Origin of the sequence: Streptococcus salivarius, from assembly GCF_009738225.1 — a bacterium.
GTDB lineage: Bacteria > Bacillota > Bacilli > Lactobacillales > Streptococcaceae > Streptococcus.
Genome location: NZ_CP018187.1, coordinates 306049 through 328343 on the forward strand (window position 1 = coordinate 306049; position 22295 = coordinate 328343).

Consider the following 22295-nt stretch of genomic DNA (forward strand, 5'->3'; position numbering starts at 1 on the left):
TGAAAAAAGTTCTAAGTTTAAGAAATATGTAATATTAAAGGTGTTATTTTTTCTTAAAAATTTGATATAATACTAATTAAGTCTAAAATCATAATCATGCTCTCTAATGAAAAGTGAATGTAGGGGATTATGGTCTTGTGGATTGAAAATAGATCCCTATGGGGAAATTTAATTTGAGGATTAAGAATGATTTATCTTTCAGAAGTTAGAAAGTCTCCAGAGGGGCTCGCCTTTACCGAAGCACCTTCTTTGTTGGAGTCTATTAAAGAACGCTATGATCAAGTTTTAAATCTTGAACAGATTCAAGCAAGTGGTCAGGTAGCCTATGATAATGGCTTGTACCTTTTGGACTATCAACTTAGCTATGATATTACCTTGCCATCTAGCCGTTCACTTGAACCTGTGACACTTAGCTTTAACTATCCGGTTTCAGAAACCTTTATACAAGAGGCAGATGCAGCTCTTCAAAAGGAATTAGTCGAAGAAAATCTAGTTCTTATCTTGGATGGGGATACCATTAATCTTGATGAGAGTATTCTAGATAATATTCTTCTTAATATTCCTTTGAGAGTATTAACACCTGAGGAAGAATCAGGACAAATTTCGCTCTCAGGTAATGACTGGGAAGTCTTGTCAGAAGAGGATTTTGCCGCACTTCAACAGGAGAAAAAAGAGGCAAGTAATCCCTTTGCCCAATTGAACGGTCTATTTGACGAAAATTAATTCAAAAAAATAAACTAAAAATGTTTGACAATTTTAAAAATCTGTATTATTATATCATTAGAAGTTAATTTTCGGATTTATTTATAGGGTAAATCTACAGACTTTTTAAGGGAAATAGAAGTCAAAAAATTTTAAGAAAGTGGTAAATACTTATTATGAGCAAACGCATTTTGATTGTTGAAGATGAGAAAAACCTTGCTCGTTTTGTCTCTCTTGAACTTCAACACGAAGGATACGACGTTGTGACAGCAGACAACGGACGTGAAGGACTTGAAATGGCACTCGAGAAAGATTTCGATCTTATTCTCTTGGACCTTATGTTGCCTGAGATGGACGGTTTTGAAGTAACACGTCGTCTCCAACAAGAAAAAGATACTTATATTATGATGATGACAGCCCGCGATTCAATCATGGACATTGTTGCTGGTTTGGACCGTGGTGCTGATGACTATATTGTAAAACCTTTTGCGATTGAAGAACTATTGGCACGTATTCGTGCAACCTTCCGTCGCCAAGATATCGAAGCTGCTAAGAATGCACCAGCTAAGGCGTCAACTTATCGTGATTTGAAATTGGATGTTCAAAACCGTACAGTTGTTCGTGGTGATGAAGCAATTCCATTGACAAAACGTGAGTTTGATTTGTTGAACACACTTTTGAGCAATATGAACCAAGTGATGACCCGTGAGGAACTCTTGCTTCAAGTTTGGAAATATGATGATGCAATCGAAACAAACGTTGTAGATGTTTATATTCGTTACTTGCGTGGGAAAATCGATGTTCCAGGTAAGGAATCATACATTCAAACAGTGCGAGGAATGGGTTACGTTATCCGTGAAAAATGAGTAAATTACAAGATAAATTATTTGGTAAAGTAACCATTAGAAAAAAGTTGACCATGACAACTGCTGTGGTCTTCTTTCTTGTATTGTCGATGTTCACTCTGGTTGTTGTTTTCTCGGCCAATACGCTTCTTTTGCAACGTGAACGTCAAAATGTAAATAACACAATTTCGAAAGTTGTTACTTATATCGAAAAGGACTGGGATTCTGATGAAGAGTTGAGTCCAGAACCGCTTTTAGCGGCCCTTTATTCGCCTAAAAATATTTATGCATCAATCATTAATGGTGTGCTTTCTGAAAAGCACTCTTTGGATGGTCAAGTTGCAATTTCTAATAAATTATTTTCTAACCAATCTGTTTTTGTTTATGACAAAAAGGGAACGTTTATCTTTACTTCTGAGGAAAACACAGACTCTCCTCCAGGCATGTCTGAAGTAAACAAACTGAAGTCAGTGTCCTATAAAGGAAAGCGTGGTTTCTTACTACAAGTTCCAATTTACGGTAAGGATAAAAAGACCATCGTTGGTTATGCCCAGATTTTCCATGATTTGGAATTCTACTATGCTCTGAAAGAGCGTTTGATTTTCTTATTGATTTTCCTAGAAGTGGGGATGACGGTCCTAGTTATCGCAGCAACTGTGGTTGTCTTGACATCTATTCTTCGTCCGATGAGACAGTTGCACGAAACGATGGGAGTTATCACCGATTCGCCAAGTGATTTGGAACTTCGTTCTAAGATTGAAAGCCACGATGAAATTGGTGATTTGGCGGTTAACTTTAACCGTATGATGGATAAAATCCAAGAAAATAATCAGATGCAGATGCGTTTCTTGAGTGACGTCAGTCATGAATTACGTACGCCGATTGCGGTTATCAAGGGCCATATGGACCTCTTGCAACGTTGGGGTAAAAATGACCCTGAGATTCTTGAGGAGAGTCTTGAGGCTGCAAGTCACGAGGCCAACCGTATGACGATTATGATTAATGATATGTTGGATTCTATCCGTGTCAAAGGATCATTTGAAAATCATAGAAATGATACGTGTGATTTGAATTCTTCAATCCGTACGGTTATTGGTAACTTCCGTGTCTTGCATGAAGATTACCAATTCTATCTCAATGATTTTGAGAGCTCAGAGCGTCCAGCACAGATTTACAGCCAACACTTTGAACAGGCGATTACTATTTTGATTGATAATGCGGTCAAGTATTCTCCTGTTAACAAGGAAATCCAGGTTACAATTAAGGCTCTGGAAGATGAAATGTTGGTACAAGTACAAGATAATGGTGAAGGGATATCTGATGAAGATATTGAGCATATCTTTGAACGCTTCTATCGTTCAGATAAGGCACGTAACCGTACATCCACTCAATCTGGTGTAGGTATTGGTTTATCAATTCTTTACCAGATTGTGGAGGCCTACCGATGTCGTATTGAGGTTAGTTCAGAGCTTGGTGTAGGGACATGTTTCGATTTTTACATTCCATTTGCGGATGGAGAAACGACGACACCTCAACTTGAGCTTTAAATCAATTTATAAGAGTCTTAGAGTGATTCTTGGTCGTGAGCACGCCTCGTTTAGAGCGTGCTTTTTATGTGTTTTTATGGTAAAATAGAGTACCGAATTTCAAAGATTGGTGGTGAAGTGCATGCGTTGTCCAAAATGTCAACATAATAAATCTAGTGTTATCGATAGCCGTCAGGCAGAGGATGGGAATACCATTCGTCGTCGTCGTGAGTGTGATTCTTGTCATGCTCGTTTTACAACTTTTGAGCGTGTGGAAGAAGTTCCACTTTTGGTTGTCAAAAAAGACGGTACTCGTGAACAATTCTCTCGCGATAAGATTTTCAATGGTATCTTGATGAGTGCTCAGAAGCGTCCGGTTTCTAGTGAGGATATCGAAAATGCCATCACCCGTATTGAGCAAAATATTCGCCGTAACCATGATGGAGAGGTTGATAGTGATGTCATTGGGAATTTAGTGATGAAAGAACTCGCTGACCTTGATGAAATTACTTATGTACGTTTTGCTAGTGTCTACCGTTCTTTCAAAGATGTTGATGAGATTGAAGAGTTGCTTCAAGAAATCACTAAGACTGTACGTGCGAAAAAAGAGTCTAAAAAATGAGACCTATTGAAGAATTTGTCTATGTTGGTAATCAGGTTATCGTTCCCGATCAGGCAAGTTTAATGCGTTGCTATTATCCCATTATTGGGAGTGAGGGATACGCTCTCTACCAGTATTTCGTGGCTTTTTATGACAATGGTAATCGCCGCCATAAGTTTGCGGCTATTCTGAATCACCTTAACTTTGGAATGCAGCCCCTTCAAGAAGCACTGGCGGTTCTGACAGCAGTAGATCTCTTGGCCTTTTACCAGTCACCTCAAGGGTTTTATGTGATAGAGCTTAAGTCTCCCTTAACAATTGAGCAGTTTCTAAAACATGCCGTTTATAGTTCACTTCTCGAGCAAAAGATTAGTGAACCAGCAGTAGACGCTTTGAAACCGGCAGGTCTCCAAGGATTGCAAGATTTATCTAAACGTTTTTCGGATGTCTTTACCGATGAGCGTTTGGCTCAAAAGTCTGTGTCTGAAATCAAGCCTAAAAATTCATTTGATTTAACTAGTTTTAGGAATCGTATGCAGGCTGATGGGCTTGTATTTACAGATGAAAAGACAGATGTGCCAGAAATATATAAATTGTCTGAGACTCATGGCATGAATTGGTATGATATCTATCTCTTAGCTAAAAAGACAGCCGTCAACCACCAGATTATTGTCAAGCGTATGCAGGTGCAATTAGAGCAGGCTCAAGCTCAAACATTAGGTGGTGACTCTGCTTTGACGGAGACTGAAGAAAAAATTCTTAAAGCGGTTAGGTCCGAAAAGCCTATAGATTACTTACAAGGTGCCAAAGGTCCAAGCGGGACTGTTACTAATTCTGAGAAGCAGATTCTCACGGATTTGGCACAAAGAGGCTTTATGGATGAGGTCATTAACCTCATGGTTGCCTACAGTTTGGGACGGACACGTTCGACGAATGTGAATCAAGAGTATATCTCTAAACTTGCTAACGACTTTGACTTTAAGAACATCCTCACTGCCGAACAAGGGCTTTTAGCTTTGCGTAGTGGTTACGACAAGAAATCACAACAAGCAAAAGCTGATTCTAAGAAGAAAACAAATGTGCCGAGCTGGAGTAATCCAGATTATGATAATCAAACCAGTCAGGCTGATCAGGCTAAGTTGGATGAAATTAGACGTCGGGCTTTGGCAAAACTAGAAAAAGGAAAGGAGTAGCCTATGGAAAGAGTTGGACAAACCCTAAACCGAACAGGGCATCATGGGTCTGGCAATGCAACAGATTTAACGAAGCAAATTTTGGCGGATCCAAGAGTGGCTAGCTTTATTCAAGAGCATAGCCTAAGCCAGGATGAAATCAAACGTAGTCTTCCTAAGTTTAATCAATTCTTGGTGGAATGCCGTAAGGTCAAAGAAGGTGATGCCTCCTATATTGCGAAAGGGTATGAGCCGATTCTGACCATGAATGAAGGCTACGCTGATGTGACCTATAAGGAGACGCGTCAGCTCAAAGAGCAACAAGAACAACAGGCTATAGCTAAACGGATTAATTTGGTGAGTCTGCCTCAGTCTTATCGTAAGATTACCTTTGCGGATATTGCTCTAGATGATGTGGCGCGTGTGGATACCTTTGAGAGTCTCGTGGATTTTGTGGCGAATTACCCTAGTCCAGACCAGAAAGGCCTCTACATCTACGGGGACATGGGAGTTGGAAAATCCTTCATGTTGGCTGCTATGGCTCATGAACTTTCCGAAACCAAGAAGGTTGCGACGACCATTATTCATTACCCATCTTTTACCATTGATGTTAAAAATGGAATTAAGGACGGTTCTGTCAAGGAACAAATAGACGCTGTCAAACAAGCAGAAGTTTTGGTTCTAGATGATATTGGTGCAGAGCAATTCTCTTCTTGGATTAGGGATGATGTTTTGCAAGTCATCCTCCAGCATCGTATGATTGAAGAGCTGCCTACTTTCTTTACATCTAACTATAGTTTTGCGGATTTAGAAGCTAAGCTATCCAATGGACGTCAAGGAGACGAGACTTGGCAGGCCAAACGTGTGATGGAGCGTATTCGTTTTCTTGCCAAAGAGGTTCACTTGAAGGGTGTTAATCGCCGCTAAGTTGAATCTAATTATGATAAAGAATAAGAGAGTTTGCTTCCCTTGGTGGAAGTGAGACTGCTAAATGAAGAAAGGAATCCCTATTTTAATCAGGGACTTAAACATATGACATTACCTACAGTTGCTATCGTGGGTCGCCCAAATGTTGGGAAATCGACCCTATTTAACCGAATTGCGGGTGAACGTATCTCTATCGTCGAAGACGTTGAAGGGGTAACACGTGACCGTATTTATACCTCTGCTGAGTGGCTTAACCGTCAATTTAGCTTGATTGATACTGGTGGTATCGATGATGTTGATGCACCATTTATGGAACAAATTAAGCACCAAGCCGACATCGCCATGACTGAAGCTGATGTTATTGTCTTTGTCGTTTCAGGTAAGGAAGGCGTGACAGATGCGGACGAGTACGTTGCCCGTATTCTTTATAAGACCAACAAGCCAGTTATCTTGGCGGTAAATAAAGTGGATAACCCTGAGATGCGTGCAGATATCTATGATTTCTATTCTCTTGGTCTTGGTGATCCCTATCCAGTTTCATCTGTTCACGGTATCGGTACAGGGGATGTTCTCGACGCTATCGTTGAAAATCTCCCAACAGAAGTTGAAGAAGAAAATCCAGATATCATCCGTTTCAGTTTGATTGGACGTCCAAATGTCGGAAAATCAAGTTTGATTAACGCCATTTTGGGGGAGGACCGTGTAATTGCTAGCCCAATTGCTGGTACGACTCGCGATGCCATTGATACAAACTTTGTGGACAGTGAAGGTCAAGAGTATACCATGATTGACACCGCTGGTATGCGTAAATCTGGTAAGGTTTATGAAAATACAGAGAAATACTCTGTCATGCGTTCTATGCGTGCTATTGACCGTTCTGATGTTGTCCTTATGGTTATAAATGCCGAAGAAGGTATCCGTGAGTATGACAAGCGTATTGCTGGTTTTGCCCATGAAGCTGGTAAAGGGATTATCATCGTAGTTAACAAATGGGATACGATTAAGAAAGACAATCATACTGTTGCCAACTGGGAAGCGGATATCCGTGAGCAGTTCCAATTTTTGAGCTATGCACCAATTATCTTTGTATCGGCTGAAACTAAACAACGTCTTAACAAGTTGCCAGAGATGATTAAACGCATCAGTGAGAGTCAAAACCGTCGTATTTCATCGGCTGTCTTGAATGATGTTATTATGGATGCCATTGCCATCAACCCAACACCAACTGACAAAGGAAAACGCCTTAAGATTTTCTACGGCACACAAGTTTCGGTTAAACCACCAACATTTGTTATCTTTGTCAATGAAGAAGAGCTTATGCACTTCTCATACATGCGTTTCTTGGAAAATCAAATTCGTCAGGCCTTCGGTTTTGAAGGAACACCAATCCACTTGATTGCTCGTAAACGTAAATAAAAAAAGAGACCAACCAGAATAGAATCTTTAAAGGTTGGTCTTTTGTCATTGTAAGGAGAAATGATGTTAGAAAATATTAAAGCTTATTTATCTAAACAAGGGGTTAAGTATATCAAACCTGAAAAAGCGGGTCTGCATCAAGAAGAGATGGAAGCACTCAAAGCTTTAGGCCAGGCTGCTCGCAAGGAAATGCAGGTCTTATCAAAAGCTCTAGAGGAGCGTCTGGCACCCTTTAAAATGGATCGTGTCAGCAATTGGGCCAATCAGGCACAAATATGTCGCCCACACTTTTGGTGCTATTATAGGGCCCCTGAGGACAGTTTAGACGATGTTGCCATGGCGATTCGCCTTTATGGTCAGCCTAAAAAATGGGGGATTTCTGTTGAGGTTAGCTTTGTCGAACGGAAAAAATCAGATACCACTCTAGCTAAGCAACATAAGGTCCTAGACTTACCGATTGCCCCCTCTCTATACTATTTTGCCCAGGAAGATGGTGTCAGTCATCGTGTAGAAGGAACTGAAGAGAATCGTCAGATGCTTAAAGCAGCAGTTAGATATGGTCGTATCCGCAAGGTATTGGTTAAGTATGATGTGGTAGTGACTACTAGTAAAACTATGGAAGAGTTAGTAGAAGAGCTCGCTGATGGATTTGATAAGTTGAAAGCCTATTACGAGAAAGCTAATAAAAACTAAAAAATCTCCAGGTTCTTTCTGGAGATTTTCCTTGTTATTTTGGTGCGATTACTTCAGCACCGCCCATATAAGGACGAAGAACTTCAGGGATAGTTACTGAACCATCTTCGTTTTGGTAGTTTTCAAGGATAGCAGCTACTGTACGTCCAACAGCAAGTCCTGAACCGTTGAGAGTGTGAAGAAGTTTTACTTTACCATCAGCTTCGTCACGATAGCGGATTTGTGCACGACGGGCTTGGAAATCTTCTGTGTTTGAACATGAAGAAATTTCGCGGTAAGTGTTTTGTGCTGGAATCCAAACTTCCAAATCGTAAGTTTTGGCAGCTGAGAATCCCATATCGCCAGTACACAAAGTGATGACACGGTATGGCAAGTTAAGTTTTTGAAGAATATTTTCAGCGTTAACTACCATTTTTTCCAATTCATCGTACGAGCTTTCTGGTTTTGAGAATTTGACCATTTCAACCTTGTGGAATTGGTGAAGACGGATCAATCCACGTGTATCACGACCAGCTGAACCAGCTTCTGAACGGAATGAAGGGCTCATGGCTGTGAAGTAGATTGGCAATTCTTTACCATCAAGGATTTCACCGCGATAGTAGTTTGTCAAAGGAACTTCAGCGGTTGGGATAAGGACATAGTCAGTACCGTCAAGCTCGAAAGTATCTTCCTTGAATTTTGGATATTGACCAGTACCGAACATTGAGTCGTGGTTAACCATGTAAGGTGTGATCATTTCAGTGTAGCCTTCTTTAGCGTGCTCATCCAACATAAAGTTGTAAATCGCACGTTCCAATTTTGCTCCAAGTCCTTTGTAGAAAAGGAAGCGAGAACCAGTGACTTTAGCACCACGTTCCCAATCTAGGATACCAAGGTCTTCCCCAAGATCCCAGTGAGCTTTAACTTCAAAATCAAAGTCACGAGGTGTTCCCCAACGGCGAACTTCTACGTTTTCGTCTTCGTCAGCACCTACTGGAACAGAGTCGTTTGGTGTATTTGGAAGTGTCACAACGATGGCATTAAGCTTTTCATCGATAGCAGCAAGTTCTGCATCAATTTCCTTAATTTCTGCAGAAACTTTTTGCATGGCTGCAATTTGTTCTGAAGCATCTTCTTTGTTACGTTTAGCTTGAGCGATACCATCTGAAGCGATATTACGTTGAGCTTTGAGTTCTTCAGATTTGATAAGAAGCTCACGGCGTTTAACATCAAGCTCTTTAAGTTCATTTAAAGTTTCAGCAGCAACCCCACGTGTAGCCAATTTTTCGGCAAGGGCATCGAAGTCGTTACGAATACGTTTTACATCTAACATAAGTTCCTCCAAAAAGTAAAACACTCCAGTGAAAGTGTTGGAGTGACATGAGCCACGGTTCCATCCAACTTCACAGGAGTGCACTTGTTTATGTTTTTAATTATTAGAAACGGTAGAATTTCGTAGGTTAACCCTACCTGCTCGCAGCAACCGCAGGCTTTCTGAAAGGATCTAGCTAGTACTTATCCGTCTGTTATATTATACAAAAATTATGATTTTTTGGCAAATAAACCTTTGAGTCGAGTGCCGATAGTTTGAATGAGAGTTGGCAACTTGACGACTTTTTCATTACCAAGATGTTCCCTAGCAATCTTTAGAATCTTTCCAGAATCTTTAGAAGCAAAGAGGAATTTGCTCTTGTCTGTCAAAACCTCAAAGTGGCGACTAATTCTTTTTCCGGAGACATTCGCACCGATTTGAGTGATGCTTGTCCATGGGATTTGAATGTATTGCTCGACATTGACATCTGGGTAGAATTCAAGAGCCACATCTCCTATTAGAAACTTACCGACTTTACCTCCGATAGCCATGTAGGAAACGCCTGTTGTATGCAGTTCAACTGTTTTGTTTAGTGATTGTGCCATATCTATCTCGCTTTTTGATTGTAGTACCTTTATTATAGCATAAGAAAAGAGTTCAGCTTTGCTAAACTCTTACTCTTTTTACATGATTCCGAAGAAGCTTGCAACAATACCAACTACAAAGAGACCGATGATGATTGTGATTGGTGAAACTTTCTTCTTAAGCAACCACATACATGCAAAAGTAAGGAGAAGTCCCATCAAACCTGGAATCAATGAATCCAATTGTTTTTGAAGGGTATCAACTTGAATCTTATCGAAGCTAAGTTTGTCATTAACTTGGCCGAGGATAGTCTTAAGTTGGTCACCATTGACATTGCCTTTAGGCCATTCGATATAGGCACCTTTAGACAAAACTTTACCTGGAAGATTTATAGTGAAGACGATAGAAACCCAACGTTCAACAAGGACAGCCAAGATGAACATACCAAGGATTGATGCTCCTTTAGTAATATCTTTCAAGATACCACCAGACATGTCTTTAGTGATTTCTGAACCTGCTTTGTAACCAAGTTCTTGAGTGTACCACAAGAAGGCCATACGGATAAGGTTCCAACCGATGAAGAAGATAAGTGGACCAGCGATGTTACCGGCTTGTGCCAATGATGCACCGAGGGCACCAAGGATAGGACGAACTGTGAACCAGAAAACAGGGTCACCGATACCGGCAAGAGGTCCCATCATACCGATTTTAACCCCTTGGATAGCAGCATCTTCGATGTCGGTACCGTTAGCTTTTTCTTCTTCAAGAGCCAAGGTAACACCCATGATAGGAGCAGCTACGTAAGGGTGGGTATTGAAGAATTCCAAGTGGCGTTTAAGAGCTGCGGCTTGGTCTTCTTTGTTAGTGTAGAGTTTTTTGATAGCAGGAATGAGTGAGTAAGCCCAACCCAAGTTTTGCATACGTTCATAGTTCCATGAACCTTGCAAGAATTGTGAGCGCCACCAAACCTTTTTACGATCTGCTTGAGATAATTGAATTTTTTCAGCCATGAGAGCACCCCTTCCTAGTAGTCTTCCAAGATATCGCCGATTGGGTCGCCTGAACCAGATGAAGTTCCGCCACCATTTCCGCCACCTTGTTTAGAAAGATTGAGGTAGATGAAGGCGATAGCGACACCGATAGCACCAAGAGCGATAAGTGTCAATTGGCTAATTGCTGCGAAAGCAAAACCGATGGCGAAGAATGGCCAAACTTCACGAGTTGCCATCATGTTGATAACCATGGCGTAACCAACGGCTACGACCATACCACCACCGACAACCATACCGTGGTTGAGCCAGTCAGGCATCAAACCAAGGGCGTGTTGAACAGATTGTGCTGGGATAGCAAGAAGAAGAGCTGCAGGCACAGCAATACGCAACCCTTGAAGAAGAAGGGCAAGGTAGTGTGCGCGTTCAACACCAGCGATGTTTCCGCTTTCTGCTGCTTTATCTGCAGCATGAACAAGGGCAACTGATGCTGTACGAACAAGCATAGTTAGGAAGAGACCGGCAACCGCAAGTGGGATAGCTGTTGCAGTCGCAACACCGATACCTTCAGTTGTGAAGTTACCACCTTTAACCAAAATGATGGCAGCAGCAACAGAGGCGAGGGCAGCGTCAGGAGCGACAGCGGCACCGATATTAGCCCAAGCAAGGGCAATCATTTGAAGAGAACCACCAAGCATGATACCTGCAGTGAGGTTACCTGTAGCAGCACCGATAAGGGTACATGCAACAAGTGGTTGGTGGAATTGGAATTGGTCAAGGATACCTTCAAGACCAGCAAGGAAGGCAACAACTACGACCAAAATTGCAGAAATAATTGACATATCTGACATGGTAATAATTCCTTTTCTATTGAGTTGTGATTAGTTGAGTTTATCAACTAATTTATCCGGATGAAGATTATTGAACGTTAGCTTTTTTGATAAGGTCAAACAAGTCTTTCTTAGAATCGTTTGGAACCTTACGGACGTCAAATTCAACACCAAGGTCACGTAATTTTTCGAAGCAAGCAACATCGTCTTTGTCCATAGACAAAACGTTGTTAACCATTGTTTTACCAGTTGAGTGAGCCATAGAACCAACGTTAAGTTCTTTGATTGGCACGCCACCTTCGATAGCACGAAGTGCGTCTTGAACAGTTTCGAACAAGATAAGCGCGTGTGTGTTACCAAAACGTGGGTCCTTAGAAGCATCAATCAATTTTTGAATTGGAACAACGTTTGCTTTAACACCGTTTGGTGCTGCTTGTTTGATCAATTCTTTACGAAGCTCATCTTTAGCAACGTCGTCTGAAGCAACAATGATACGGTCTGCTTTAGAAGCAGGTGTCCAGTTAGTTGCTACCTGACCATGCAAGAGACGTGTGTCCAAACGTGCCAAGTTAATCTTGAGTTTACCATCTCCGATAACTGTCCCTTCTGGGATAGCTCCTTGAGGTGCTGCAGCTTCCACAGGAGCTGCAGTTGTTTCCTCAACTGGATTTAGCTCCTCTGGAAGTGCCTTGATACCACCCTTAGCTTCCTTGATGATATTAGCAGCAACTTGCTCTGCAGTAGCGCTAGCATCCATCATACGTTCAGTGTATGCTTGGATTAGCATTGGCAAGTTAAGTCCTGTGATGATAGCAATCTTGCGATCTGGATTTTCTCCAGCAATTCGGCTAGCTTGGTTAAATGGTGAACCAGACCAAAGGTCAGCCAAAACAAGAATTTCATCATCAGCATCGAATTGTGCAATGGCGTCGTTGAAGTGAGCGTACAAATCATCAGGACCTTCACTTGGCATGAAAGTTACGACTTGAACTTTCTCTTGGTCTCCAAAAATCATAGAGCCTGATTGGTGGATCCCTTCAGCGAACTTACCATGGCTGGCAATAATAATACCGATACCCATTCGTGTTCTCCTCCTTATAAATTATTTTTTCCTAGGCTTAAAAAGACTATCTCCGATTTTTTTCAAGACGCTAAAAAAAGCGTCTCTCAATCTTTTTAAACATAAGAAATCAAGAACAATTATATTGTAAAACGCTTTCAAGCAAATGTCAATAGCTAGTGAGATAAAATTTCAAAAGAAGTCAATTTCTTTCAAAAATGAGCAAAGTATTATAAAAAGATTGTCCAACCATTAGATTGGACAATCTTTTTATAATATTCGGAGATTATTTCTTCTTGACAATGAGTCGGAAAAGATTTTTAAAGCCTTGTTTGAGGACAGCGATAAAGCTAGGTGCTTTTCGTAAACTTTCTCGAGGAATTCTTTTTTGAATTTCTTTCAAAGTTATTCGGCTTTTTCGACTGGCAAAACGGAAACGTCCATTTTGCTTAGTACGGATTTCAAAGCGAGGAATGAACTTACCACCGAAGTAGACATCGGCAATCACATAAGTGACTTCATCCCAAGGAATTTGAACGTAATCTTGTAACTTCGTATCGTTGTAAAATTCGAAGGCCTTATCACCGACCATAATATTTCCGTAAATAGGCCCTTCACGAAACCAAGTTCCCTTAGTTGTGTGAGCCATTTCGGTATTGAGCGATTTAACCATACCTTGCTCCGATTAGAGTACACCAATAATGTGGAGCACAATAGCTAGAACAAAGATACCCAAGATGATAACGATTGGAGAAACTTTTCTCTTAAGAAGGTACATACAGAGGAAAGTCAAACCAAGGGCAGCAAGACCAGGAATCAATTGGTTCAAGTTATCTTGCAATGTTGTTACCTTGTTGGCTTCGAGTGATTTACCAGCAGCTTGTTCTAGGAAGGCTGCTTTAACACCGGCAATACCTTTTGGAAGTTTATCCCAATCGATATAAGCACCTTCTTGTTGTTTAACAACAGAGACAACTGGTGTGAAGGTAATGCTTACCCAACGTTGGATAAGAGAACCGATAACGAACATCCCCATCATTGATGCGCCACGAGTTACTTGTTGAAGAAGGTTACCTGACAAGTCGTCTGTAATCGCAGTACCAGCACGGTAACCGAATTCTTGAGTATACCATTTAACGGCGGCAACCATGACGTTCCAGAGAACGAAGAAGACGATTGGGCCTAGGACGTTACCTGAAACAGCCAAACCTGCTCCTAGTGAAAGGAAGATTGGACGAAGGGTAAACCAGAAGAGAGGGTCACCGGCACCTGCAAGAGGTCCCATCATACCGACCTTAACCCCTGAGATAGCCGCATCATCGATCTCAGCACCGTTGGCACGTTCTTCTTCCAAGGCAAGCGTAACCCCAAAGATTGGGTTAGCCATGAAAGGTTGTGTATTAAAGAATTCCAAGTGACGCTTAAGGGCAGCAGCACGTTCTTCTTTAGTTTGATAAAGTTTTTTGATTGCAGGAATAAGGGTGTAGGCCACACCACCATTTTGCATACGTTCATAGTTGAATGAAGCTAAAAGGAAGTATGAGCGCAAGAAAGCTTTGAAACGATCTGCTTTTGTTAATTTAATTTTTGAATCAGCCATTTTCTTTCCTCCTAATTAAAAGTCTTCCAGAATTTCACCGAGGGGATCACCTGATCCTCCATCATTTGAAGAACCATTTGAACCACTAGCTTCAAGTGCAAGGTACATAACGGCAAGACAGAGACCGATGATACCCAAACTAATCAAGGTCAACTCTTTAAGGGCAGCCAAAGCAAAACCAAGGAAGAAGAATGGCCAAACTTCGCGACTAGACATCATGTTGATAACCATGGCATAACCAACGGCTACAACCATACCACCACCGATTGTCATACCTGATTTTAACCATTCAGGCATAGCTTCAAGACCAGATTGTACGAGGTGTGCAGGAATCAAGAGCAAGAGGAGGGCAGGGATAGCAACACGGAGACCTTGAAGGGCCATACCGATAAAGTGCCATCTTTCAACACCAGCGATATCAGCAGCTTCTGCACGGCTATCCATAATATGAGCGATGAAGACAGTTGCTGTACGGACAACCATTGTCAAGGCAAGACCGGCAACAGCCAAAGGCACCGCAAGGGCGATGGCAGGACCAATTCCTTTAGTTCCTTGACCACCCAAGATAAGGATAATTGTAGAAGCAACAGCGGCAAGTGAGGCATCTGGTGCCATGGCAGCACCAACGTTAGCCCATCCCATAGTAATCAACTGTAAGCTACCACCCAACATTACGCCGAGTTCGAGATGACCAGTAACAAGACCGATAAGGGAACAAGCCACAACTGGCTGGTATGTTTCGATTTGGTCGTTAACTGAGCTACAACCGATGATGAAAGCAACAATTACGACTAAAATAATTTGTACTAAACTCATTTATGCATCCTCCAAAATTATTTCTTCTCTGCTAATTTAGTTTCAGCTGACTTAATCAAGGCATCAACGTTTGCTGGGCTATCACTTGGTACCCCACGAACGTCAAATTTGACACCCAATGATTGCAACTCTTTGATAGCATCCACATCTGTTTGGTCAAATGAAAGAGCTTTAGTAACGTTGACTTTTCCTTCTTTATAAGCTGAAGAACCAAGGTTGATTTCTTTAACATCAACACCTGCTTTAACAGCAGCAAGAGCATCTTCAACAGATTCAAAGAGAAGCATAGCACGTGTATCACCAAAACGTGGGTCATTGTTTGCTTTAACCATGTTTTTAATTGGGATAACGTGAACTTGAACACCAGATGGAGCGGCTTGTTTAATCATGTTTGTACGAAGTTTATCATGACAAACAGTGTCTGAAACAACGATGATACGGTCTGGGTGAGTTGAGTGAGTCCAACCAGTCGCAACCTGACCGTGGAGGAGACGTGTGTCAACACGAGCCAAAACGTATTTGATTTTTCCATCACCAAGAACGGTTCCTTCAGGAATGGTACCTTTAGGAACAGAAGGCTTAGCGTCGGCTGGTTTAGTGTCTTCTTTAGGAATAAGGCCTTCTGGAAGGACTTTAACGCCTTCTTTTGTTTCCTTATAAATGTTAGCGACAATCTCTTCAACCCCAGCATCAGGAGCTACCATACGTTCCGTATATGCTTGGATAAGCATTGGCAAGTTGAGTCCTGTCACGATAACCATCTTGCGATCAGGATTTTCTTCCTTGATACGGCTTGCCTGGTTAAATGGTGACCCAGACCAAAGGTCTGCAAGGACAAGAATTTCGTCGTCAGCGTCAAATTGAGCGATGGCATCTTTGAAGTGAGCGTACAAGTCGTCAGGACCTTCATTTGGCATGAAAGTAACCACTTGAACTTTCTCTTGTTCACCAAAAATCATAGAACCTGATTGGTGAATACCTTCAGCGAATTTACCATGGCTAGCAATAATAATACCGATACCCATTAGTGTTCTTCCTCCTTTTATATATTGCTTCTTAGGAATAGAAAAATGATTATTGGTATTATCATTCATGACATGAAAATGACAACAATATTTTTTTAGTCCCTCGAAAATTAGAACAATCTAATTGTAAAACGTTATCATAGATTTGTCAATGCTTTTCGTAACAAAAGTGTCATAAAATTGAAAAAAATATCAAATTATCGCAAATATACTTTCTTTTCAGACAAAAAGAGTTAGATATAGTTTGAAGCTATATCTAACTAGAAGAAATGGGATTAAGAAAAAATGAGATAAATGCTTGTAATAGCTAGTAATGGCTGCTATAATTTCTTCAATTAACTATTTAAGGTTAAATCTATAAGAAAAGAGGACCTCCTTATGTCAGATTTACTAAGTATTTATAATGAATTGCAATCTAAGAAATGGGTTGACTTGACCCACAAAATTAATGCGGAAAGTCCACACTTTCCAGCTCTCCCAGCTTTGAAACAAGAAGACCTTTTCACATTAAAAGATGGTTTCCATGTTCAAAAATTTACAGTAGTTGGTCAATACGGAACGCATATTGATGCACCGATTCACTTTGTAGAAGGTGGTCGTTGGTTGGATGAGATTGCTCTCAAAGATCTTCTTTTACCACTCTATGTTATCGACAAGTCTAAAGAAGTTGCTACTAATCCAAACTTTATCTTGAGCAAACAAGATATCTTAGACTTTGAAGCAGAACATGGACAAATTACTGAAGGGGCCTTTATCGCTTTTCGTAGTGATTGGTCGAAGCGTTGGCCAAATCAAGATGCTATGCGCAACCTTGATGAAAATGGGGTTCAGCAAAGTCCAGGTTGGAGCCGTGAAGCTCTAGAATTCTTGATTCATGAACGCCATGTTAAGGCTGTCGGTCATGAGACTTTTGATACAGATGCGGGTATTCCAGCAGCAGAACATGGCTTGGTTAACGAATACTACCTCTTGGAACAAAACATTTATCAGGTGGAAGTCTTGAATCAATTGGATCAAGTTCCAGCTGTTGGTGCTTTGATTTCAATTGCATTTCCTCACTGGGACAAGGCGACAGGTTCCCCAGTGCGTGCAGTGGCTATTTTACCTTAATCATAAGAAAAAACACCGAAGAAATTTTCGGTGTCTTTTGTTATTTATAAAAAGAGTTCCTGAAGTTTGCGAGCAACGCCATCCTCTTCATTAGTCCACTCAATTTGTTCGTTAGCGTGGGGAAGAAGGATAGAGCTGGCATTCTTCATGGCATAGCCAGTTTTAGCAAGTTCCAACATCTCTGTGTCGTTGTGTTCGTCACCGAAAGCAATCAAATCATTTGTTGATTTACGCATGGCCTTAAGTAAGTAGTTTAGAGCGTAGGCTTTGTTGATGCCTTTAGGCGAAAATTCCAAAATATTAAGTGGGCCACCCCAAGAATCAACTTCAATTTCTTCCTTGAAGTCTTTCTTGATGTCATCGGCTAGTTGGTACTTATCCTCATGACGAGTTTGCATAAGAAGAGCATTTGGGTTGCGTGTAATTTTTGCTGGTTCCAAACGCATAGCCTCAATGATTTTATCAACACCAAAGAGTTGTGGTTGAATACGCTCTGGGTGATTCATAGTGATATAGAAATGTTTTCGGTATTCACTTGCCAGAAAATCCATTTCTAACTCATCGTGTCGTTGTAGGAGGTCAATCAGATATTTTTTGTCTAATTTAACCGAATGCTCATAGGCCCAGTCTTGGTCTGGAAGATTGGTCAAGGAGCCATTAAAGGTAATGAGTGGTGTTTCTAACCCAAGTGTTTTGTAATGGTCGATAGCCATACGATAAGGACGACCTGTAGCAATAACGACTTGGTGTCCTTTGTTTTGTACATCTTTAATTGTTTTTTGTGTAAATTCTGAAATAGTTCCATCTGGACGCAAGAGGGTTCCATCAAGATCTAGTGCAATCAATTTTTTTGTCATGTTCCCATTATAGCAAAAATCTGTCCTTTGTTGGTGATTAAGAAAGAGCTTTCTGAGAACGTTCGGTTTTTCATAAGAAAAGTCTCAGGAAATAAACCTTGCACCGTCAAATAATTTCATGTAGAATAGTAACGTTGCATTCTACGTGAGAATGTTCCGAAATTATTCGGATTTTGACAATAATTTTTTATTAAGGAGTCTAAACTTTCATGGAAAAGTTTTTCAAATTGAAAGAACATGGTACTGACGTCCGTACAGAAGTGACTGCCGGATTGACAACTTTCTTTGCCATGTCTTACATCCTCTTTGTTAACCCAGCGATGTTGGCTCAGACAGGAATGCCTGCACAAGGTGTTTTCTTAGCAACAATTATTGGTGCGGTTGCAGGGACATTGATGATGGCCTTTTATGCCAACCTACCATACGCTCAAGCGCCTGGTATGGGACTTAATGCCTTCTTCACCTATACAGTGGTCTTTTCTTTGGGGTACACTTGGCAAGAGGCCTTAGCGATGGTCTTTCTATGTGGTGTTATTTCATTGATTATCACAGTAACTAAAGTACGTAAGATGATTATTGAGTCTATTCCAACAGCCCTTAAATCTGCGATTTCAGCAGGTATAGGTGTTTTCCTTGCCTATGTGGGGATTAAAAATGCTGGTTTCTTGAAATTCTCAATTAATCCTCATACCTACACTGTAGCAGGTAAAGGTGCTGATATGGCCAAGGCTTCAATTACAGCTTCATCATCAGCTACACCAGGTTTGGTTGCCTTCAATAACCCAACTGTTATTGTCGGTTTGATTGGTCTTGCGATTGCGATTTTCTTTATCGTTAAAGGTATTCGTGGTGGTGTTCTGCTTTCAATCCTCGTAACGACTATCATTGCTATTTTTGCTGGTGTCGTTGATCTTGGAAGCATCGACTGGCACGCAGCTAGCTTGACATCATCTATCAAAGACCTTGGTCAGGTCTTTGGTGCAGCGCTTGGATCTAAGGGATTGGGTTCACTCTTTGCAGACGTTTCTCGTTTGCCTGGTGTCTTTATGGCTATTCTCGCCTTTTCGTTGACTGATATCTTCGATACTATCGGTACCTTAATCGGTACTGGTGAAAAGGTTGGTATCATTGCTTCAACAGGTGATAACAACGAATCAAAAGCTCTTGACCGTGCCCTTTACTCTGACCTTGTTGGTACAAGTATTGGTGCCATTGCAGGGACTTCAAACGTTACAACTTACGTTGAATCTGCAGCTGGTATTGGTGCTGGTGGACGTACTGGTTTGACAGCTCTTGTGGTTGCTGTGCTCTTTGCCATCTCTAGTTTCTTTAGTCCAGTGGTATCAATCGTTCCAAATGCAGCAACAGCGCCTATTCTTATTATTGTAGGTGTTATGATGCTCTCTAACCTTAAGAGTGTGGATTGGGAAGACTTGTCTGAAGCTATTCCTGCTTTCTTCACTTCTATTTTTATGGGATTCTCATATAGTATTACCTATGGTATCGCAGCTGGGTTCCTTACTTATACTTTGGTCAAAATTGTCAAAGGTCAAGCTAAGGATGTCCACTTTATTATGTGGATTTTGGATATCTTGTTTATCCTTAACTTCATCAGTATGGCTGTGTTCTAAAGCTTGAAAGAGAAAGTCTGTACATTTGTCAGGCTTTTTCTTTTGCAATTTTTATGTGGAAGAAAGGTGAGAGGATTTTTTGATGAATTTTCAATGCCATAGAAATTTCACAAAAAATCTAATCTATGAGCATTTGATGTGTCTAAGATAAATGCAAAATTAAAACATAGATCTTAATTTCTTACTTAAATGATTCAATATTTATAAGTTTCTACTGTATTTTTACAGTGAATTCTAGTCCATATTTCTATTTTTTGATATAATGAAAACATGATTTACAGTCAAAATGAAGAAGAATTGATTAGTATCGGTCAAAAGCTAGGGCGACTGCTCAATTCTGGAGATATAATTGTTCTCTCAGGTGATCTGGGAGCTGGCAAAACGACCTTAACTAAAGGAATTGCCAAAGGTTTGGATATTTCTCAAATGATAAAGAGTCCAACCTATACTATTGTAAGGGAGTATGAGGGGCGACAGCCACTCTATCATTTAGATGTCTACCGCATTGGTGATGATCCTGATTCTATTGATTTGGATGATTTTCTGTATGGTGAAGGCGTGACAATCATCGAGTGGGGTGAGCTCCTAGACGAGAGTCTGTTAGGGGACTATCTCCTAATTTCGATATCACATCATGGAGACGGGCGTCAGTTGCTTTTTGAATCTTTCGGTCCTAGAAGTAAGGAGATTCAGGAGGAAATGGTAAATGGCTGAGCAAGAATTAGTCATTGAGGAAGCTCAAAGAGAGGATGCTGCCTCTCTAGCTCGCTTACTAGAGACTGTAGCCTTGGAATCGGATTTTCTAGCACAAGATGCTAGAAGTTCTATACTGAGTGCCGAACAGTTAGCATCTTATATTGAAGGCCATCAGCATATGCTTAATGAGATTTGTTTGGTGGCAAAATTGGGTCGTGAGGTCATTGGTGTTTGTAATGTAACCTCTGATCAAGATACTAAGACTAGTCATATTGGTGACGTATTTATTGCGGTTGCTAAACCCTACTGGGGAAATGGTGTTGGTCAGTTTCTGATGGAAACAATGATTGACTGGGCAGATCATACACCGATTATCCGCCGCTTAGAGTTGACGGTTCAAGCACGTAATAAACGGGCGGTTCACCTCTATCAAAAATTTGGATTTGACATTGAAGGCACTAAGAAACGTGGTGCAAGAACTAAAAATGGAGAATTTCTAGATGTTTACCTTATGGCTAAACTCATAGATTAGGAAAAAACATGAAACTTGGACGAAAAATTTTATTGATGTTGTTGGCGATTTTTGCAACGACAGTAGTAGCTGCTGGTATTTACCTAACGACAACTTATAATTACGCCACAGGCGAATTGTCAAAAACGTTTAGGGCTTCTAAAGCAATTTCTGGGAATAGTAAGGCCATTCAACAGACTAAGCCTATAACTATTCTGTTGATGGGGGTAGATACAGGATCCAAAGAACGTAAGGAAACCTGGGAAGGGAACTCTGATACCATGATCTTGGTAACAGTGAACCCTAAGACTAAGAAAACAACCATGACCAGTTTGGAACGTGACCTTTTGACAGATATTGAGGGGTCGGGGGAAGCAAAACTAAATTCAGCCTATGCTGAGGGTGGTGCTGACTTGGCTATTTCAACCATTCAAAAGGTTTTAGATATTGATATTGACTATTATGCACTGATTAATATGCAGGGTATGATTGATCTGGTAGATGCTGTTGGTGGTATTGAGGTAACGAATCATTTTGATTTCCCTATTTCAATTGCAGAAAATGAACCAGAATTTCAGGCAAAAGTTGAGCCTGGAACCCATAAAATCAACGGTGAGCAAGCCTTAGTGTATTCACGTATGCGTTACGATGACCCTGATGGTGACTATGGTCGTCAAAAACGTCAACGTGAGGTTATTCAAAAAGTTGTAGCTAAGCTCTTGAAGATGGACTCGATTGGTTCTTACAAGAAAATCTTGTCAGCTGTAAGTTCAAATGTTCAAACTAGCATTGATCTTGGTGATACCAATACTCTGCGTAGCTTGATGGGCTATAGTGATGCACTTAAAAATATTAAGTCATACCAATTGGCTGGTTCGGATGCCATGATCAACGGAGGAAGCTATCAAGTGGCCTCTACTGAGGATATTCTTAAGGTGCAAAACCGTATTAAGAAGGAAGTTGGTAAGAAAAAAGTCTCTGAATCTAACCTTAAGACTAGTTTGGTTCTCTATGGATCTGGTAGCTCTAACTATGGCTCAGATGATTTTGTTAATTCTAAAGGGAACACGGCTTCAAGTGAAGTATCTTCAAATTATGAGGCTTGGCCATCTGAGGCAGCAGGTGGTGGATCGGTAAGTACCTACAATGGAGGCACTACCTATAGCAATAACTATAGTGAAAACACAGGTAATTATGTTCAGGAACAAGGTACGACAACCCCTACATACAATAATAATGGATCGGGTGTGACTACCTATAGCACTGTTCCAGCGGCACAATAAATGAGGTTGGGTGATTCCCAACCTTTTTGCTTTGAAATGACAGCGATATGGTTATTCCTTGCAATGGCTTTTGAGCTATGCTATAATATAGGAAAATAACGAAAGAGAGGCGGAGTAGAAACTTCGTCT

Annotated in this window: 23 protein-coding genes; 13 read left to right on the forward strand and 10 right to left on the reverse strand. The window is 40.8% G+C overall.

What is annotated here, in order from left to right; translation table 11 throughout:
• The first annotated feature begins 186 nt into the window (after positions 1 to 186).
• The 8 genes from BSR19_RS01645 to BSR19_RS01680 all read left to right on the forward strand — a co-directional run bounded on the left by BSR19_RS01645 (position 187) and on the right by BSR19_RS01680 (position 7882).
• Positions 187 to 723: a DUF177 domain-containing protein gene (locus BSR19_RS01645; RefSeq protein WP_037600313.1), complete on the forward strand. Its 537-nt coding sequence runs from the start codon at positions 187 to 189 to the stop codon at positions 721 to 723.
• Positions 724 to 878: 155 nt separating this feature from the next.
• Positions 879 to 1568: a response regulator transcription factor gene (locus tag BSR19_RS01650; RefSeq protein ID WP_002883757.1), complete on the forward strand. Its 690-nt coding sequence runs from the start codon at positions 879 to 881 to the stop codon at positions 1566 to 1568.
• Entirely contained in the window at positions 1565 to 3094 is a 1530-nt protein-coding gene (locus BSR19_RS01655) for a HAMP domain-containing sensor histidine kinase (RefSeq protein WP_060973171.1), read from the forward strand. Before BSR19_RS01650 ends, BSR19_RS01655 begins: the two co-directional genes overlap by 4 nt.
• A gap of 121 nt (positions 3095 to 3215) precedes the next feature.
• Positions 3216 to 3695 (forward strand): transcriptional regulator NrdR, encoded by a 480-nt coding sequence (gene nrdR / locus BSR19_RS01660; RefSeq protein WP_002883820.1) that lies wholly within the window; start codon positions 3216 to 3218, stop codon positions 3693 to 3695.
• Positions 3692 to 4867 (forward strand): DnaD domain protein, encoded by a 1176-nt coding sequence (locus BSR19_RS01665; RefSeq protein WP_060973172.1) that lies wholly within the window; start codon positions 3692 to 3694, stop codon positions 4865 to 4867. Before nrdR ends, BSR19_RS01665 begins: the two co-directional genes overlap by 4 nt.
• Positions 4868 to 4870: 3 nt before the next feature.
• Entirely contained in the window at positions 4871 to 5773 is a 903-nt protein-coding gene (gene dnaI / locus BSR19_RS01670; protein ID WP_002883792.1) for a primosomal protein DnaI, read from the forward strand.
• A gap of 105 nt (positions 5774 to 5878) precedes the next feature.
• Complete coding sequence (gene der, locus BSR19_RS01675) at positions 5879 to 7189, forward strand: ribosome biogenesis GTPase Der (protein ID WP_037597430.1); 1311 nt, start codon at positions 5879 to 5881, stop codon at positions 7187 to 7189.
• A gap of 63 nt (positions 7190 to 7252) precedes the next feature.
• Positions 7253 to 7882 (forward strand): hypothetical protein, encoded by a 630-nt coding sequence (locus BSR19_RS01680; protein WP_060973173.1) that lies wholly within the window; start codon positions 7253 to 7255, stop codon positions 7880 to 7882.
• Positions 7883 to 7916: 34 nt separating this feature from the next.
• Here BSR19_RS01680 and serS read toward each other — a convergent pair whose 3' ends face one another.
• From serS to BSR19_RS01725, 9 genes are all read right to left on the reverse strand, one after another.
• Positions 7917 to 9194: a serine--tRNA ligase gene (gene serS, locus BSR19_RS01685; protein ID WP_037597435.1), complete on the reverse strand. Its 1278-nt coding sequence runs from the start codon at positions 9192 to 9194 to the stop codon at positions 7917 to 7919.
• A gap of 209 nt (positions 9195 to 9403) precedes the next feature.
• Positions 9404 to 9778 (reverse strand): DUF956 family protein, encoded by a 375-nt coding sequence (locus BSR19_RS01690; protein WP_060972160.1) that lies wholly within the window; start codon positions 9776 to 9778, stop codon positions 9404 to 9406.
• Positions 9779 to 9856: 78 nt separating this feature from the next.
• Positions 9857 to 10768 carry a PTS system mannose/fructose/sorbose family transporter subunit IID gene (locus tag BSR19_RS01695; RefSeq protein ID WP_060973174.1) on the reverse strand — a complete coding sequence of 304 codons (912 nt, stop codon included), beginning with the start codon at positions 10766 to 10768 and terminating at the stop codon, positions 9857 to 9859.
• 14 nt (positions 10769 to 10782) lie between these two features.
• A complete protein-coding gene (locus BSR19_RS01700) occupies positions 10783 to 11598 on the reverse strand; it encodes a PTS mannose/fructose/sorbose transporter subunit IIC (RefSeq protein WP_038675304.1) in 816 nt (271 codons plus the stop codon).
• A 67-nt stretch (positions 11599 to 11665) separates the two neighbouring features.
• Entirely contained in the window at positions 11666 to 12658 is a 993-nt protein-coding gene (locus tag BSR19_RS01705; protein ID WP_060973175.1) for a PTS sugar transporter subunit IIB, read from the reverse strand.
• Between the two features lie 265 nt (positions 12659 to 12923).
• Entirely contained in the window at positions 12924 to 13310 is a 387-nt protein-coding gene (locus BSR19_RS01710; protein WP_070655580.1) for a DUF956 family protein, read from the reverse strand.
• A gap of 12 nt (positions 13311 to 13322) precedes the next feature.
• Positions 13323 to 14237 carry a PTS system mannose/fructose/sorbose family transporter subunit IID gene (locus BSR19_RS01715; RefSeq protein WP_002889984.1) on the reverse strand — a complete coding sequence of 305 codons (915 nt, stop codon included), beginning with the start codon at positions 14235 to 14237 and terminating at the stop codon, positions 13323 to 13325.
• Between the two features lie 15 nt (positions 14238 to 14252).
• A complete protein-coding gene (locus BSR19_RS01720) occupies positions 14253 to 15053 on the reverse strand; it encodes a PTS mannose/fructose/sorbose transporter subunit IIC (RefSeq protein WP_002886606.1) in 801 nt (266 codons plus the stop codon).
• A gap of 17 nt (positions 15054 to 15070) precedes the next feature.
• The gene (locus BSR19_RS01725) at positions 15071 to 16078 is read right to left on the reverse strand and encodes a PTS sugar transporter subunit IIB (RefSeq protein ID WP_021143568.1); all 1008 of its coding nucleotides are present in this window, start codon (positions 16076 to 16078) and stop codon (positions 15071 to 15073) included.
• A gap of 378 nt (positions 16079 to 16456) precedes the next feature.
• On the opposite strand from BSR19_RS01725, the gene BSR19_RS01730 reads away from it, so the two are divergent.
• The gene (locus BSR19_RS01730) at positions 16457 to 17188 is read left to right on the forward strand and encodes a cyclase family protein (protein WP_060973179.1); all 732 of its coding nucleotides are present in this window, start codon (positions 16457 to 16459) and stop codon (positions 17186 to 17188) included.
• A gap of 44 nt (positions 17189 to 17232) precedes the next feature.
• Here the strand turns inward: BSR19_RS01730 and BSR19_RS01735 are convergent, their stop codons facing one another.
• Positions 17233 to 18045 (reverse strand): Cof-type HAD-IIB family hydrolase, encoded by an 813-nt coding sequence (locus BSR19_RS01735; protein WP_060973180.1) that lies wholly within the window; start codon positions 18043 to 18045, stop codon positions 17233 to 17235.
• Between the two features lie 209 nt (positions 18046 to 18254).
• On the opposite strand from BSR19_RS01735, the gene BSR19_RS01740 reads away from it, so the two are divergent.
• The 4 genes from BSR19_RS01740 (at position 18255) to lytR (ending at position 22166) form a co-directional block, all read left to right on the forward strand.
• Positions 18255 to 19676 carry an NCS2 family permease gene (locus tag BSR19_RS01740; RefSeq protein WP_002883789.1) on the forward strand — a complete coding sequence of 474 codons (1422 nt, stop codon included), beginning with the start codon at positions 18255 to 18257 and terminating at the stop codon, positions 19674 to 19676.
• Positions 19677 to 19946: 270 nt separating this feature from the next.
• The gene (gene tsaE, locus BSR19_RS01745; protein WP_060973181.1) at positions 19947 to 20390 is read left to right on the forward strand and encodes a tRNA (adenosine(37)-N6)-threonylcarbamoyltransferase complex ATPase subunit type 1 TsaE; all 444 of its coding nucleotides are present in this window, start codon (positions 19947 to 19949) and stop codon (positions 20388 to 20390) included.
• Entirely contained in the window at positions 20383 to 20904 is a 522-nt protein-coding gene (locus BSR19_RS01750) for a GNAT family N-acetyltransferase (protein WP_060973182.1), read from the forward strand. Before tsaE ends, BSR19_RS01750 begins: the two co-directional genes overlap by 8 nt.
• Before the next feature lie 8 nt (positions 20905 to 20912).
• Positions 20913 to 22166, forward strand: coding sequence for a glycopolymer--peptidoglycan transferase LytR (lytR, locus tag BSR19_RS01755; protein ID WP_060973183.1), 1254 nt, complete (start codon positions 20913 to 20915; stop codon positions 22164 to 22166).
• The last annotated feature ends 129 nt before the right edge of the window (positions 22167 to 22295 follow it).